Annotated in this window: 10 protein-coding genes; 2 read left to right on the plus strand and 8 right to left on the minus strand. The window is 66.4% G+C overall.

Features of this window, described 5'->3' with window-relative positions:
- Positions 1-98 precede the first annotated feature (98 nt).
- From EA187_RS10780 to EA187_RS10815, 8 genes are all read right to left on the minus strand, one after another.
- The gene (locus EA187_RS10780) at positions 99-2,702 is read right to left on the minus strand and encodes a BatD family protein (protein ID WP_127780271.1); all 2,604 of its coding nucleotides are present in this window, start codon (positions 2,700-2,702) and stop codon (positions 99-101) included.
- On the minus strand, positions 2,702-5,905 hold the full coding sequence (locus EA187_RS10785; protein WP_127780272.1) for a vWA domain-containing protein: 3,204 nt from the start codon (positions 5,903-5,905) through the stop codon (positions 2,702-2,704). The genes EA187_RS10780 and EA187_RS10785 overlap by 1 nt, the downstream gene beginning before the upstream one ends.
- A gap of 12 nt (positions 5,906-5,917) precedes the next feature.
- Positions 5,918-6,991 carry a VWA domain-containing protein gene (locus EA187_RS10790; RefSeq protein ID WP_115604170.1) on the minus strand — a complete coding sequence of 358 codons (1,074 nt, stop codon included), beginning with the start codon at positions 6,989-6,991 and terminating at the stop codon, positions 5,918-5,920.
- Positions 6,988-8,154 (minus strand): hypothetical protein, encoded by a 1,167-nt coding sequence (locus tag EA187_RS10795; protein ID WP_127780273.1) that lies wholly within the window; start codon positions 8,152-8,154, stop codon positions 6,988-6,990. Before EA187_RS10795 ends, EA187_RS10790 begins: the two co-directional genes overlap by 4 nt.
- Positions 8,151-9,026, minus strand: coding sequence for a DUF58 domain-containing protein (locus tag EA187_RS10800; RefSeq protein ID WP_115604174.1), 876 nt, complete (start codon positions 9,024-9,026; stop codon positions 8,151-8,153). Before EA187_RS10800 ends, EA187_RS10795 begins: the two co-directional genes overlap by 4 nt.
- Positions 9,027-9,084: 58 nt before the next feature.
- Positions 9,085-10,113 (minus strand): AAA family ATPase, encoded by a 1,029-nt coding sequence (locus tag EA187_RS10805; protein ID WP_115604176.1) that lies wholly within the window; start codon positions 10,111-10,113, stop codon positions 9,085-9,087.
- A gap of 53 nt (positions 10,114-10,166) precedes the next feature.
- On the minus strand, positions 10,167-10,940 hold the full coding sequence (locus EA187_RS10810) for a ribonuclease HI (RefSeq protein ID WP_206524257.1): 774 nt from the start codon (positions 10,938-10,940) through the stop codon (positions 10,167-10,169).
- A gap of 957 nt (positions 10,941-11,897) precedes the next feature.
- Positions 11,898-14,078, minus strand: a complete 2,181-nt coding sequence (locus tag EA187_RS10815; protein ID WP_127780274.1) for a caspase family protein — start codon at positions 14,076-14,078, stop codon at positions 11,898-11,900.
- A gap of 222 nt (positions 14,079-14,300) precedes the next feature.
- Between EA187_RS10815 and EA187_RS10820 the strand changes: the two genes are divergently transcribed.
- Together EA187_RS10820 and EA187_RS10825 are read left to right on the plus strand one after the other, a co-directional pair.
- Complete coding sequence (locus EA187_RS10820) at positions 14,301-15,416, plus strand: ATP phosphoribosyltransferase regulatory subunit (protein WP_127780275.1); 1,116 nt, start codon at positions 14,301-14,303, stop codon at positions 15,414-15,416.
- Positions 15,413-16,162: a type 2 periplasmic-binding domain-containing protein gene (locus tag EA187_RS10825; RefSeq protein WP_115604182.1), complete on the plus strand. Its 750-nt coding sequence runs from the start codon at positions 15,413-15,415 to the stop codon at positions 16,160-16,162. Before EA187_RS10820 ends, EA187_RS10825 begins: the two co-directional genes overlap by 4 nt.
- Positions 16,163-16,271 lie beyond the last annotated feature (109 nt).

The following is a 16,271-nucleotide window of genomic DNA, read 5'->3' on the forward strand; positions in this document are numbered from 1 at the left end:
GCGAGGCGGGTGCCCGGGCGGGGTATCAGGCGGGGCGGGGCACATGAACGCAGGTTTCAGCTGGTGTCGGGCAAGAACCCGGGGGGGAGCACTGTAACTTAGTCGCCGGAGGATTGGACTGCTTCGACCTGATCGGCGGGAAGCCACCCGAGGTCGCCGGTGGGCAGGATGACCTCCACCCAGCCGTCACGCGTACGCTTGATATCGACGACCGCGCCGGCAGCCAGCTGAGGGTGGCCGCTATGGGCACCGGCATGCAGGGAGGGGGCCACGCGCATCTCGCTCTCGTTGAGCACCACTCCGAGGCGTTCCGGGCCCGAGATCTGGGCGATGCCCGCATGAAGCGTCGCGCTGAGGAGACCGAGCACCAGCGCGGCGATGACCGAGGCGCGCACCACCCCTTCGGAGGGCCGCCCGCTGAGGCGGCGCACAAGTGTGAGCGCGAACGCTACCCACAGCACGATCAGCGCAAGCCAGGGGCCGCTGCGCAGCGCGCGGGCCACCACCGGACTCTGGGCCCCGAAGCGTGCGGCGTTGGCATCGTTGAGGCTCACCAGGTTGACGGTTGTCTGAAGGTTGGCGGCCACATCGGGATGGTGGGCGTGGGTGAGCGCGGCGCGCTCCAGGAAGAGGCGCGCCTGCCCCAGCTCTCCAGCGCGCAGGGCTGCGGTGCCGGCGTTGTACCAGGCGGTGGCGTCGTTTTGCTGCGCGGCCGTCTTTGCCCAGCTCCGAGACGCCTCCTCAAACGCTCCCACCTCCCAGCTCCGGGCGGCCTCTGTTGCAGGCTCTTCCGACTGCGCACGGGCCTCACCAGGGCCTGCCAGCGCCGCGCACAGGCCCACGGCCCCGGCCGCGATCAAAAGGGCTGTGCGTCCGGCCTGCGAACCCTGAGAGGCAGCTTTCGACCGGCGCTCCGCCTGCTCAAAGAGCGTATCGATCATCTGCGCCGCCCGCTCCACCAGCGTCTCAGCCGAGCCCGCCCCCGGCGCATAACGCCCGCGGGTGAGCTCGCCGACCAGCTCGGCGACCTTCTCAACCAGCTCGCTGGAGAGCCCTCGTGTGCTCAGCTCGCGCCGAACCTCCGCGGCGGTGAGCGCGCCGGTCTGAACGCCGAAGCCCTGCTCCAATATCCGCGCGAGCGCCCGCAGGAGGGCCTCATCGCGCGCGGCTCCGTCGGCACGACGCGCCTGGTCGAGCACGTGGTCAAGCTCCTGACGTAGCGCGCGCCGCGCGCGCGCCGGCCCCCACCGGCGAGTCAGCTCGTCACGCAGCGGACGCTCGATCGCCAGCGCTCCGAGCCCCAGCAGCGGAAGCAGCCAGAGCCACCAGGGAAGGCGTCCGGCCGGCGCGCGCGCCGGGCCCAGCTCCCCTTCGAGCTTCGGTTGGGCCAGCTCCAGCAGATCAAACTGCGACTGCCCGGATTCACCGCGATGCACCTCGTCGACCGGTGCCTCATCGAGGCTGGTGGCGGGAAGTGTTCCCGGCTCCACGTGGATCGTACGCGCCTCAACCCGCGCGACCTTGTAGGTGCCTTCCTCCGGGTCGAAATAGCTCAGCGCGAGCTCGGGCAGCGTCAGCGGGCCTTCTTTGAGAGGCATCAGCGTAAAACGCACCTCGCGGGTGCCGTGAATGCGCGTGCCCTGGCGAATCTGCTGCGGCTCATCGGCGGTGGCAATGACGCGGTAGGCCTCGGTGTCGCTCAAGGTGGGAACCTGAAGTCGGGAGGCGCGGCCGACCCCGGTAATACGGAGCGTGTAGTCCAGGGTGCCACCCACCCGGGCGCTCCGGGAGTCGAGCCTGGAGGTCATCGACCACTGCCCCACATTGTTGCGGTCGAAGCCGGCGGGAGCACCCGCGGGAAGTTCCTGAACACGGAAGGTCACCGCCTCCGTCTCGACCTCAACTTGCGAGCGCGGACCAAAAAGCGAGGCGCGCTCCAGCGGCAGTCGCATCGCTTCGACGCTCAGCTCTCCGGCCTCCAGCGGAAAGAGCGCGTAGCCGCGCACGCCGCTGACATTCCAGTGATGGCCTTGAAGCGTGGTGGTGCGGCGCTGGCGGACCACCACATCGCTCAAGTCTTCAACCCAGAAGTCATCCAGGGCCGGCTCATCGGGGGGAGAGGCTCTGAGCCCCCCGCTGCGAACGTTGGTGTAGAGCTCGTAGACAAGCGTGATCTGCTCGCCAAGGTAGGGATCGCGGTCGGCCGGCTCCACCGTCACATCGAGGAATGCAACGTTGTTGCGGGCTCCGGCTTGCGGGGTGGGGGCGGGAACCTGGTCGGGCGCGGTGACGCGCACGTTGACCGGGTTGGGGGTGAAGGAACGCGTGCCGACTCGCACCCGCGGCGGCTCAATGGTGTAAATCTCATGTTCATCCGGCGCGCGAAGCTGGTAGCGCACCTTGAGCGAGCGTTCGATCTGCCCGTTGCGGTTAATCATGGAGGGCGCGCTCCCCGCGCCTACCAGCCGAAAGGGGCCAAAGCGTGGGTCGCGCTCCACGCGGATGTCGTAGTTGCCGCCGACGCGCGCCTCCAGCTGGTACTCCACCACCTGGCCCGGGGCCACGACTTTGGGGGAGGCGCTCACGGTGATCTCGACGTCCTGTTGAGCGTGGGCCTCAAAGGCCCAGAGCAGCGAGATCGACGCGCAGATGCAGGCCACCAGCGCCGGAAGAAGAGTGGGAGTCTGAGACGTGTGGCGCATCACCAATCCCTCTCAATATGGCGGCGAGGGACGTCTTCCAGCGCCTTTTTAAGCTGGAAGTTATCATCGCTCTCCTCCAGCGCGCGCAGGATCTCCATGAGCTCTCGCCGCTTGTCGTCGGTGGGCTCCTCGGAGGGCGAGGGGTGTGCCTCCTGCTGCTCTTCGGACGCGTGTTCCTCGTCTTGCGGGGCCTCGCTCTCGTCCTGCGGCTCCTCGCCATCGTTTTGATCTTGCGGCTCCTCGTGCTGAGGATCGCCGCTTTCCTGCTGATCTTCTTGCTCGTCCTGGTTGCGTTGCTGCTCCTGCGGATCGTTCTGGTCCTGGGAGTTGGAGCCGCCCGACCCTCCGCCGTTGAGGCTCTGCAGATGGTAGAAGCCCGGCTCCCCGGTGACCTTGAGGATGGCGCGCTCGTCATCGAGCTCCTCGATGCTCAGGCCCTGATCCAGCGTAAGCGCTGCGAGCAGGGGAGGGGCCTCGTCGGTGTTGGCGTTGTCAGGCGCGCTCGCGGCAGGCGGGCGAGAGGGTGTGCTTTCGGGACGTTCGGCGACCATGAGGTCTTCGCCGAGCACCGGATCCACGTGAGACAGGGTGTGGGCGGGGAACGCGCCGTAGGGAAGCTCCACGTCGGGATCGGCGTCGGGGTGCCAGGCGTTCGGCGGGATGCTGGAGATGCCCCACTGCAGCGGCTCCTCCTCGGGAACGGGCACGCTGAAGAAGTCCGACTCCCCGGGGCAGATACGCGCGTAGCGCACCTCCTGCTGCTCTTCGCTCAAGGTGGCCGGCTCATCGGGGCCGTTGTTGGGCCAGTGCGCGTCGTTGCCGGAGGGGCAGGCCGCAAAGGGGTAGAAGTTCAGCGTGTAAGGGCCCTGCTGGGTGGCGTCGACGGGGATGACGCTGACCCGGACTTCGTCGACGTCGCCAAGGTTCGGAATGCCCGCGCTGAGGCGGTTGCCGGCCGAAAGCCCCCGGGCCAGAAGTTCGCCCGAGGATGCGTCGCGAACCTCCAGACGAAGCTGCGGCGGCTCTTCGGACTCGAGGTCGGGCTGGGGCTGAAGATCCACAAAAAGCGTCTCGGCCCCATCGGGCTTAAACGTGAACCAGTCCTCATCGCCTTTGCAGATATGGAGCTGGTGTTCCTTGCCCTCCAGGGCTGCGGCGGTGGAGGCGGAGCCGTTGGGCTCGTAATCATCTTCCAGCGCTTCGCAGGGGGGTACAAAGTGCACGTCGAGTTCGTAGGCGAACTCCAGGCCCGGGTCGGTCTCCACGGCGATAAAGACGGGCGCAGGTCGGGGGCCGCCCAGAAGCTGCTGGCTGAGTACGATCTCCTCGATCGCGCGTGCCACTTCACCGCGGGCGTTTTGCCCGCGCAGGGCGTCTTCGTCGTCGTCGAGGCCCTCGTCGATGGCGAGCACCGTCTGGCCGTCGGGGGCGATGATGCTCAGGCGCAGCGCGCCCGGAGCGGGCAGAAAGACGCGTTCGGGATCGGGCTCGTCGCGAAGCTCTTTGAACGTTGCGCTTACCCCCAGCAGGGTGCCGGGGACGGCGTCAATCTTGAACAGGTCGATGTTCTCGCCACAGAGGGTGAGCTCTTCGAGTTTGGGTTTTTCGAGGGTGTGAGCGCTTTGCGGATCGTTGTTGGGCTCAAGTTCATCCTCAAAGGTCGCGCAGGGCGGGTAGAGCGCGCGCAGAGCCACCTCCAGGTTGTGGCGCAGCGCTTCGCCCAGCTCGGGATCTTCGGGCTCCTCGACGGTGGCAAAGAGCTTGAGCCCCTGGCGGAAGGCATCGTGGGCCTGGTTCCAGTCTTCGAGTCCGGCCAGGCTTAAGCCGAGGTTGTAGAGGATGGCGGCGCGAAACTCGGGATCGTCGACGGTGAGCGCGCGGGCAAAGGCCTCGCGGGCCCCCTCAAAGTCTTCCAGGCCCAGGAGCGCGCGGCCACGGTTGTAGTGGTATTCGGGACGATCGTCGTAGGTCGAGGCCAGGGGGGCCATCAGGTCGAGGGCCTGCTGGAACTCGCCAGCGTCAATAAGCTGGTTGGCCTCTTCGATGGCGGTGTCGGGGCGAGGCGGGGGCTCACAGCCGGAGCTGCCAAGCAAAAGGGCCACAAGCGAGAGGCCGAGGATGGCGCGGACGCGCTTGCCCAGACGCCCGCCGAAGGAGCTTCCGCCGACGGTGGGTAAGACGCGCTGACCCAGGAAGATCGAGAGGAGCGTGAGTAGAAAGGCCGGGATTAAGAAGATCATAAAGCGGTTGATGTAGCGCTCGCGCAGCTGGTCTTCGAACTGCGTGCGCTCCAGCTGGTCCAGAAAGCCCACCAGCGCGTTGGAGACGGCGCCGGGGCGGTCGAAGTGGATGTAGGTGCCGCCGGTGGTCTGGGCGATCTTCCTGAGCGTGGCGTCATCCAGGGTGCTCAAGACGTACTCGCCATCGCGATCGCGCAGAAAGCCTCGGCGGCTGCCGTGTTGGTCGAAAACGGGAACGCGTGCGCCCTCGCTGCTGCCCACGCCCACGGTGACCACGCGAATGCCCAACTCGGCGGCGCGCCGGGCTGCGACCATCGGGTCGGATTCATGATCTTCGCCGTCGGTGATCAGCACGATGACCTGGTTTGGCGAGCGCACCATGGCGTCCTCGGCCTCGGGATCGTCGGCGCGGCCGGTGAGAAGCTCGGTCGCGTCGACAAGCGCCGCACCCAGGGACGTGCCTCCTACCGGGATCTGCTCGGGATGCACGCGGCGCAGAAAGAAGTTGATCGCCGCGTAGTCGGTCGTCAGCGGGGCCTGGGGAAAGGAGAGCGAGGTGAAGATCACAAGCCCCACCCGGTCGCCGGCCAGGCGCGTCATAAAGGTCTGAATCTCGCGGTTGGCCGCCTCCAGTCGGTTGGGGGCGACGTCTTCAGCGAGCATGGAGCGGGAGAGGTCCATGGCGAAGACCACATCGAGGCCCTCGCGGGTGGAGGGGGCGTCGCTGATGCCCCACTGAGGCTGAGCCAGCGCGATGGTGAGCAAAACCAGCGCGGCCAGCTGGCAGATGCGGGCCGCGAGCTTTCGGGTCGGGTTAAACGAGGCGGTCATCGCCTCGATCAGCGGCAGATCGCCCAGGCGGCGCAGCACGCCGCGGCGCCAGACTTCGTAGCTTATCCAGGCCACCGCCAGGGGAATCAGCAGGGCCAGCCAGTAGAGGTTATCGGTCTTTGCGAACACCATCGGCGCCTCTTCTTAAGGAAAGGTCCGACACAGCGTGTGCCGCGCGAAGAAGTGGAAGGCCAGCAGCAAAAGCGCCGCGAGTGCCCAGCTGTGGTAATGCTCGCGGTAGCGCACGCTTTTGATGTCTTCGAGTTCAGTGCGGTCGTAGGCGTCGATGATCTCGTGGAGATCCTCGCGCATCGAGCGTGCGTCGAAGGCACGGAAGTACTCGCCGCCGGTGACGTTGGCGATCTCCTGCATCAGCTCGGGGTTAATCGGAAACTCGCTGGTCTGGTAGGCGATGCGACCGCTGAAGATGTCGCGGCCGGCGGCGATGAGCGCCTGGCCCTCGCGCCCGACGAGGATGGGGTAGACGACCGCCTCGATGTCGCGGGCCATCTCGGCGGCCTGCACCGGCGAGATGTTGCCGCCGCGGCGATCGCCGTCGGTGATGAGGATGATGAGCTTGGACTCGGCCTCGCTCTCCACAAGCCCGGCCACCGCGCGACCCAGGGCGTTGCCGATGGCGGTGCCGGAGTCGTCGATATCGCCGAGCTGCAGGCCGGCCAGGCTCTCGTCGAGGAGCTCGTGGTCCAGGGTCAGCGGGAAGTGCAGGTAGGCGTCACGGGCGAAGAGCACCACGCCGATGCGGTCGTTATGGCGAGTGGCGATGAAGTCGCGCAGAGTGCGCACCGCATCTTCAAATCGCGTGGGGGGGCGCTGCCCGCGGGCTTCCAGGGCACGGGCCTGAGCCGGGTCGAGGTCAATCGCACGCATCGATCCGCTCATATCCAGGGCCACAAAGATGTCGATGCCCTCCACCTCGGTCGGCAGCGGTTCCGATGTCTGAGGACGGGCAATCGCCACGATCATCGCCGCCAGGGCAAGCAGAAGGGCCAGGTCGATCAGCGGGTCGAGCACCACCCGGGGGCCGCGTGAGCGCTGCGCGAGCCTGCCGGTGGCCGAGAAGAGAAACGAGGGCTGGCGGCGCGCGCGAATGCGCGGGGTGAGCATCATCACCGCCAGCAGCGGGATGAGGATCAACAGGCCCAGCACCCAGGGGTGGGCAAACGCAAACGTCGCAATCAGCAGCGGGGAGCTCATCATCGCGCCGCCTCCTCGCCGGCGTCAGGGGCCTCGGTGGGGGGCTGTGAGGCCGGATCGTGGACTTCGGTGCCTGAAATGGCGTTGTGGTCCGCGGGTTGCGGGCTGGCGTTCTCAGCCGCGCTCGCTTGCTCGGGCCGAGGGCGGGTGCGCTCGACGATGTGGAAGGCGGACTGCAGATGCTGGCGTGCCTCGGCCGTGGCCGGGGTGTGGCCGGCGAATTTGACGCGGTCGCAGGCCCGCAGCCAGCGGGCCAGGTCCCCCGCGCTCAGGTCAGCCGGGAGGGTGGCGCGCTCTTTGAGGCGCGCGATGATCTCGGTGGTGGTGAGCTCGGTACCGGGAAAGCCCCAGCGACGCCCCAGGTAGGTCCTCAACGTCTCGGAGAGGCGCACATAGAACGCCATCACCTCGCCCTCTTCGAGCAGCGAGGAGCTGGCGAGGAACTCGAGTTTTTGCAGGGCTTCTTCGGCCGGGGGCTGACGCGGGGCGGCGTCGGGCTCGGAGCGACGGCGCCGGCGCGCGAGGAGCGCCCCGGCTGCACCCAGCGCCAGAAGCCCCAGCGCGCCGCCGGCGATGAGGTATGGCGTGGCGTCGGAGACGAGCAGCGCGCGCGCTCCGCGCGCGCTCAGAAGTCCCGCGCCCGCCTCGCTGATCGGCGCGACATGCACCGGGGTGCGGGGCACCTCAAGCTCCACCGGCTCCCCCTCGCTGCCCAGCGCGCGAATGATCACCTCTGGCGAGCGCGTGGGGCCGGGGCGAAAGACCGCGTAGTCGAGGCTGAAGGTCGTGACTTTCTGGCCGCCTTCGTCCCGGGTGTCGCTCCCGAGGGCTGTGCGCTCCCAGCGCGAGCCCTCGGGCAGCGGGACGACGGTCAGGCGCAGGTCGGCGGCGTGTTTGACGGTGACGCTCACGCTCACCGTGTCGCCGACCTTGAGCCCGTCGGGCACCACGAGCTCGTGGCCCTCCAGCGTGGCGCGCCCGTCTGTATCGGGCACCTCGTCAGAAGGAGCGGCGTTGTCCCTTGCCTGCTGCTCGGTGACCTCGGCGCGTGATGGGCCCTCCTGGGCGTAGAGCAGCGAGGCAGGAGTGAGAAGCAGCCATGTGAGCGCGGTGGTGAGTCGCGTGCGTCGGGCTCGTTTTTGGGATGTTCCTGAACGAAAAATCATGGGCGCCTCGCGCGCTGCTTGAAATAACGCACCAGGGGATCGATGTGGTTGCCTTCGGTGTCGATGGTGACGCTGTCGATGCGCAGCTTGTTGAAGATGCGCTGCTGATCGCGTCGCACCCTGGCCATATGCGCGGCAAATCCCTCCCGCACCGCCGACGAGGAGGTGTCGACGGGGATGATCTGCCCGCTCTCCGGATCTTCAAAATGCACAAGCCCCATCTCGGGGATACGGCGCTCCATCGGGTCGACGACGACCAGGGGAATGAGCTCGTGGCGGCGGTTGGCGATCTTCAGGCTGCGCTCGTAGTCGGCGTCCAGGAAGTCGCTGATCAGAAAGGAGATGCTGCGCTTGCGGCTGATGCGGGTGAGGTACTCCAGCGCGGTGTTGATGGAGGTTTTGCGCCGCTCCACCCGTGGCGAGAGGATCTCTTTGATGACGCGCAGCACGTGCTTTTTGCCTTTGCGCGGCGGCAAGAAGACCTCGACCTGATCGGTGAAGACGATCAAGCCCACGCGGTCGTTGTTGGCAATCGCGCTGAAGGCGATGAGCGCGGCGAGCTCGGCGGCGGTTTCTTGCTTGCGCCGATGGCGGGTGCCGAAGGACTGGGAGGCCGAGGCGTCGACGAGCAAAAAGACGGTGAGCTCGCGCTCTTCGGTGAACTGCTTGACGTGCAGCTCACTTGTGCGGGCGCTGACGTTCCAGTCGATGACCCGGATGTCGTCGCCGGGCTGGTAGGCGCGCACATCCAGAAAGTCCATGCCGCGCCCTTTAAAGACGCTGTGGTACTGGCCGGCCAGGTGATCGTTGACCGCGCGACGCGCGACGATCTCGAGGTGACGTACCGCTTTAAAAAGTTCACCGGGGAGCATGGTTTTTGGGGAGTCCTTCAAAAAGTCAGAAGAGCGGGAGCAGCGAGGGCGGTGGGGATCAGGGGACGTCGATCGTCTCCAGGATCGTGGTGAGCACGCGCTCGGGGGTGTACTCCTCGGCCTCGGCCTCGTAGGTGAGCACGACGCGGTGGCGCAGCACGTCGTAGGCCACCGCCTTGATGTCCTCGGGGGTCACGTAGGCGCGGCCTTCCAAAAAGGCGTGCGCGCGGCTGGCGAGGTTGAGGTAGATGGTCGCACGGGGGCTTGCGCCGTAGTCGATAAAATCGGCCAGCGAGCGCAGCTTGTACTGCTCGGGGGTGCGCGTGGCGTAGATGATGTCGACGATATAGTCCTTGAGCTTGTCGTCGATGTAGATCTGACGCACGAGCTGCTGGGCTTCGAGCACCTCCTGCGGCGTGACCACCGGCTGCGGGGTGGGCATCTCGGCGCTCTCGGTGACCAGATCCATGATCTGGCGCTCCTCGGAGCGGGTGGGGTAGCCGACCTTGATCATGAGCATGAAGCGGTCGACCTGGGCCTCCGGCAGCGGGTAGGTGCCTTCCTGCTCGATGGGGTTCTGGGTGGCGAGCACCAGGAAGGGGCGGTCGAGCTTGTAGGTGGAGTCACCGATGGTGACCTGGCGCTCCTGCATCGCTTCGAGCAGCGCGGATTGCACCTTGGCCGGGGCGCGGTTGATCTCGTCTGCGAGCAAAATATTGGTGAAGACCGGACCCTTGCGCGGCACAAAATCGCGGGAGGCCTGATCGAAGATCATCGTGCCGATGAGGTCCGCCGGCAAAAGATCCGGCGTGAACTGGATGCGCGCAAACTGGCAGTGAATGCTCTCGGCCAGGCTCTTGACGGTGAGCGTCTTGGCCAGACCGGGCACGCCTTCGAGAAGCACGTGGCCGCCGGTCAAGAGTCCAATGAGCAGGCGGTCGACCATCATGGTCTGACCGATGACGATGGGGGCCAGCGAGGCGCGGATGCGGCTGATAAACTGACTGGCGTCGGCGACGCGCTCTTCCAGCGCGGCGTTGGCGTCGGTGGCGCTCACATTCTGAGGGGTCTCATCGGGGGTGGTCATACGTCGATCATCCATCGCAGGTCATCGGGGGTTTGCGAACGTCTCAGGCGAACTTACCGGGCGTCCTCAAGCGAGGAGGTCGCCATAAAGTCGGCGCGGTCGTTGAGCGGGTGGTCGGAGTGGCCTTTTACCTTATGAAAGGTCAGGTCGGAGAAGGTCGCAACCAGCGCGCGAATCTCCAGAATAAGCTCGCGGTTGGCCTTGGCCTTCCAGCCTTTTGTGAGCACGCCGATGCAGTAGGTGCTGTCGGTGTAGAGATGCACCGGGCGGCTGCGGTCGTCGACGGCCTCCAGAGCGGTTTTGATGCCCATAAGCTCACCGATGTTGTTGGTGCCCTGGCCGAGGTACTGGCCGATCTCGCGGTAGTGCTCTCCGTCGCGGATCACCACGCCGTAGCCACAGGGGCCGGGGTTACCGGAGCAGGCGCCGTCGGTGTAGATCTCGACGATGCCCTCATCGGGCCACTCAAGCGAGGCGATGGCGTCGGGCACCGACGTCGATTCGTGGCGCGGCCCCCAGCGCTCGGGCGCTTCGAGCGATGTAATGGAGCCCGGGGCCGCTTTTGTTCCCGACGTCGAGGACTTCGACGAGGACTTCGACTTCGAGGCGGGCTTTTTACCGGCGAGTTTTTCTTCAAACTCGCGGGTGGCATCAACGAGCTCGGCCGACTGGGCGGAGACGTTGGCCGGGGAGGCGCGGTAGATCTTGGCGTCCTCGCTGTTCTGGTAGCGCATCTCCACGCGCCCCGACTCCACGACGGGGTCACCCAGATGGTCGACCTTGACCCAGACTTTCTTGCCTTTGAAGTAGCGCTCTTGCCAGTCCACAAAAAACCTCGCGGGGGGGTGTGCGTGTCATTGCGTCGCGCACCGCGGCCTTGCGCAGGGCGCGGGCCCGCAGTGGGCGCGCGTCCGAGGCCGGCAGTGGCGAGATGGGTGGAGTTAGCACAGGTCGTACAACTAGGAAACAGGGGGCAGCCTCGTGGAATGCGGGCGGAGCAGGGGCTTTCGTCGCGCTGAGGTCTGCGAAAGAGGGGCCGGATGTGCGAGGAGTCTGCTTTGACCCCCGGCAAAAGCGGTCAAGGTGTGCCATCCTGTCACGATCACCTCCCCCAAAATCGGTCATCGCGTGTGTTTTGGGGGAGGTGACCTCCCCCCTGAGGCGGTCGAGGTGTGCCAATCTGGCACGGTGACCTGTCCGAAAAGCGGTCATTGCGTGCGAGAAATCTGCATCGACCCCCGGCAAAACCGGTCGAGGTGTGCCAATCTGGCACAATCACCTCCTCGAAACGCGGTCAAAGCGCGTGTGTTGGGGGAGGTGACCTCCCCCCTGAGGCGGTTGAGGTGTGCCATTCTGTCACGGTGACCTGCCTGAAAAGCGGTGGAGGTGTGACTGGTTGTCGGGGGGAGGGGCGAAAAAGGGGGTCGGTGACCGGTTTTGGGGGGAGGTGGAGGGCATCACGACTCGCCACGGCCCTTTGTGAGAGAGGCGGGGCTGCGTCGGGATCAGTGAGAGCCGAGTTCCGGGCAAGCAACACCAAAAAAAGAAGCGCCTGGCGTTCATGGCCAGGCGCTTCTCGCGTTTAAGAACCCATCGCGCAGTCTTTGCCTCATCGGGGCTTATTGCGCCGTGAGCGATCGTTGACGCCGTGTCTGCTGCATGGAGAGCCGCACAAACGACGTTGCAAAGCCCCGACGATACTCAAACATTGCCTGCGTTTTGCGCCTTGCCCGCGTCACGCTCAATCTCGGCATCCGCCGGCTTCACCTTCTGCTCATGGCGTATTAGCGAATTTCCGAGATCTCCAACGCATAATCGACGTCAGTTCCGAAGCCGACCCTGCCGATAAACACTCCATACTCGCCGGCGGGGAATGCGCCCTCGATGAGCGGGTCGTGGCCGTCGCTATCGTCGTTGCAGTAGAAACTGCCGTCCGGGCCCACGATCACAAGCGAGGTGTCGGAGTGCGATCGGGCGCGAAATCTCAGGTAGTTGAAGCTCCTCTCCAGGGTGACGCGGTGGTCGGGGCGAGTATCGATTCTTCCGGTGCAGGGGCCGTGGGCGGTCCCGCCGATAATCGAGGCGTCGCGACTGCCGCCGGCTGCGCCCGTGCCGATGGCGGGGTCTGGCGAGAAGCCCGGTCGGAGCGAGAAGTTCTGGTAGTGTGCCCCGGGCGAGGGTGCGGCCTGTGGGGAGGGGATGCCGGTGCTGCTCTCGGAGGCGTAGAAGTCGTAGGAGGGGCTGCTGCTGAACTGTGAGCCGACGTAGACCTGGTAGACGCCCGGGGGAAAGGCGCCACTGATGCGGGGGTTGAGGCCCCGGCCGTCGTCGTCGCAGAGGAAGCTGCCGTCGGGACGGCGGACGATGAGCCAGGTGTCGGCCGGGGAGTTCACCCCCAGGTGGAGGGTGGAGAAGCGGCTGGTGAGGACGAGGAGGAGTTCGGGACGGCTGTTGACCTCGCCGATGCAGCCCGGGATTCTGCTTGCGTCGGCGTCACGGTCAGCGACCCCGCTGAAGGTGGCCTCGGAGGGGGTGAAGCCCCGGGAGAGGGACATGGATGCGATCTCGGCCGCCGGCTCCGGGGGCTCGACGTTGCGGGAGGGAGCCGCGTTGGCCGGGCGCTCGGAGATCTCCAGGCGGTAGACGGGATCGCTGACCTGGCCGACGGCACCGATGAAGATCTGGTAGTCGCCGGCGGGCATGCGCCCGGCGATCTCGGGGTTGAGGCCGTGGGTGTCGTCGTCGCACAAGAAGCTTCCGTCGGGGCGGCGGATGGCCAGGCTTGTGTCGACTTCGCTGGTGATGCCGATGCGCACGTAGGCGAAGTCTGCGTTGAGTTTTAGCGTGTGGTCGGGGCGCGCATCGACCATGCCGATGCATTCGCCGCCGGCGACCGGGCCCAGCGAGGCGGCGTTGATGCGGCCCCCGGCCAGGCCGCGGCCGATGGCCGGGTCGGGGACAAAGCCCGGGCTGAGCGCAAAGCTCTGGTAGCGCGCCGAGCTCTGGTCGGTGGGGGTTGGCGCCGGGGTGGGTTCGGGGCGCGGGGTGGCGGCGGTGCGCATGATGCGCTCGATGCCCGGATTGCGCTCGGAGGCGCCGCGCACCAGCACGAGCTCCTCGTTTCCGAAGATCGAGGGGGTCTGCTGAAAACGCCCGGGGATGCCGCGCAGCGCGCGACGGGTAAAGGACCAGGCGTCGCGCGCGCTGACCCGGGTCTCCGACGATGCCCAGCCGCGCAGCGCGCCGAGCAGCAGGTAGCTAAAGGCCGGCCGGGAGGCGCCGGGGAGCGCCCCGGCAAATTCGGTGGCCTCGGCCGCCGAGAGGATCACCGTGGATTTGCTCAAGGCCGGCCGCACGTTGATCGGGATCACCGGCTGGGTCGGGGCCAGGGGGTCACCGTTGGAGGCGCGCCCGCTGAAGCAGGCGTCGACAACCATCACGGTGTTGGCCTGGTTGCCGGCGTTGAGCACATCGAGGAGCGCCTGCTGGGAGAGGCCGCGGGCCTGGAGGCTGTCGGGGTCTTGCTGGGCGTCGACGCCGACCAGGAGCCCGTCGGTCGCCGAGCCCGGGGCGCCGTGGCCGATGAAGACAAACCAGAGCGTACCGCCCTCACCGACCTCGGAGGCGGCCTGCTCGGCGAAGCGCAAAAGCTGCTCGCGGGTGGCCTGGCGGTCGGTGAGCGTGTGGACGCGGGGGACGCCTAAGTCATCGCTGAAAAAACGCTCCCAGTCGTTGGCGTTGTCGATCGCGCCGGGGACGTCGGGCAAAAAGACATAGTCCTGCAGTGCGACGATGATGGCAGCATCGCGGGTGCCGGAGCGCTCGACCGAGGCCGGGGCGCTCAGCGCGGGGTAGGGCCCCTGGGGCGCGGTCTGCGCCCGGGCCGGCAGGGGCGTCTGCAGGAGCATCGCGGCGACGAAGGCGATGAGTAGGAGAGGGCGACGACAGGGGTGAAGAGGCGCCATAGATGGTCCGCTGCAAGGGAAGGATCGGGGTTCTCAATTCGTTACGTGTGTAGATCGCCGCGTGCGAATAATCCAGTCTGGCGTAGGGGCCCGACATCGACGGGCATAAGGCGTGAGCGTGTCCGTGATGAGGTGGCATTGACACTCTGAGGTAGCCCCCCTAAAAGGGCGCCGAAGTGGCAAGCGCGCGACGTGATAAGTTGACCCACCAGGGAGCACAACGTGCTGGATATACAGTTTGCGACGCCGGCGCTGGACCGCTCAGTGAGCCTTCGCCGACAGGTGACCGCCCAGGCGATGCAGGTCTTTGGCGGATGGGGCTACCGAGAAATTCAAATTCCCTTGCTGGAGCGTTTTGACGCCCTGCAAGGTGCGCTCGACGAAGATCAGATCGCGCGCAGCTTTCGCTTCGTGGATCGGGGGGGCAACCTCATGGTGCTGCGCCCCGATGTGACGCCGGCGGTGGCCAAGACCTTTGCGTTTCAGCTCACCGGGCTGCCGCTGCCGCTGCGGGTGAGCTACGCCAACAAGGTCGTGCGCATTGAGCGCAGCTTCTCAGGCGCGCAGGTTGAGAGCTACCAGCTGGGCGCCGAGCTCATCGGGCGCGGCGGGCTGGTGGCCGATGTGGAAGTGCTGCTGGTGGTGCTCGAGGTGCTGGAGCGCCTGGGGCTGAAGATGTTCCACATCAACCTGGCCGATCATCAGCTGGCGCGTCACCTCCTTAAGGCGACCGGCGCGCCCAGGCGCATCCGCGAAGATGTGGAAGAGGCGATCCTGGCGCGCGATCCGGATGAGGTTCGCCTGATCCTCGAAGGCCTGGGCACCCGCAGGCCCTTCATCGACTCCATCGCGGTGCTCGCCGGGCTGGAGGGCGGCCTGCAACAGCTCGACTGGATTGAGAAGGCGTTGCCTAACGAGCTGGAGCTGCTCGAGCGGGTGCGTTATCTGCGCGATATTGAGCGGACGCTGGCCGAGCTGGGCTACGGCAAGAAGGTGCGTATCGACCTCGGTGAGATCGACGGGCCGGGTTATTATACGGGTATCGGCTTCAGTGTGGTTTCGGAAGGTGCCAGCCGCAGGCTTGCGCGGGGTGGGCGCTACGACACGTTGATCGGGCGTTTTGGCAAAGAGACGCCGGCGGTCGGGTTTTCGTTCTCGCTGGAGACGCTGGTGGAGCTGTTGCACCCGAAGGTCGCCCAGGGAGGCGCGCGCCGACGCGCGCATGAGGTGGTGACGGTGCGCGAGAGCGATGCGGTACTGGGCTTTGAAGAGGTTCTGGAGCGACGACGCAATAACCTGCCCACGCGCGTGATTGCCCGTGGCGAGGAGCGAGGATGACACAGCGACAGAGCTTGAGGCTGGCGTTGCCCATGAGCGCGGAGCTCGGCGGGATCGTCGAGCAGTTGCGCGCCTGCGGTTTCGCCCTGCCGGACCTGGACATGCCGGGGCTCCATCACGTGGGGGATCCGCTGGGCTGCGGTTTTGATTTTGAGGTCTTTCCGCTGGCACCGGCCGACGTTGGCACCTACGTCGAGCATGCCATCAGTCACCTGGGGGTGATGAGCACCGATCTTCTCAACGAGACGGGCGTGGAGGTGTGGCGGCCCTATACCTTTGCGTTCGGGCGATACCCGCTGATTCTGGCCGCGCCCAAGGGCGAGACCTTTGCGAGCCTTTCGTCGCGGCCTCTGGCGCGTATTGCGACGCCTTATCCGGCGTTGGCGCGCGAGGTCTTTGCGCACCGCGGGATGAACGTGGAGGTCGTCAACGTCAGCGACACCTACACGGCGTGTTTGCTGGGGTTGGCCGACGCCTTTGTGGATCGTCTCGAAGATCCGGCGCCGATGCATGAGCACGACTTCCGGGCGATTGATGTGCTGGGCTACAGCCAGCTCAAACTTGTGGTGAACCGGGCGCTGGGCTCACGTCGGCGCATTGCGATTCAGGCGCTGGTCAAATGCCTTCAGGCCCAGCCGGTGGCCGCTGCGCCGGTGATCGACATCCCCTTTGATGATGAAGATGAGCAGTTGCCGGGGCCCTTTCTGGAGTGGGACGAAGACTCTGGTGGCGAGATCGCAGGCTGAGTTGGCCGAGCCGATGCTGCGACAGAGAGAGAAGCAACAACGAAAAAGCCCGGGCAGATGCCCGGGCTTTTTCGTTGTTGCAGACCGCGTGTTGCCTGCATCACGCGGC

This window comes from Lujinxingia sediminis (assembly GCF_004005565.1).
Taxonomy (GTDB): Bacteria; Myxococcota_A; Bradymonadia; order Bradymonadales; family Bradymonadaceae; genus Lujinxingia; species Lujinxingia sediminis.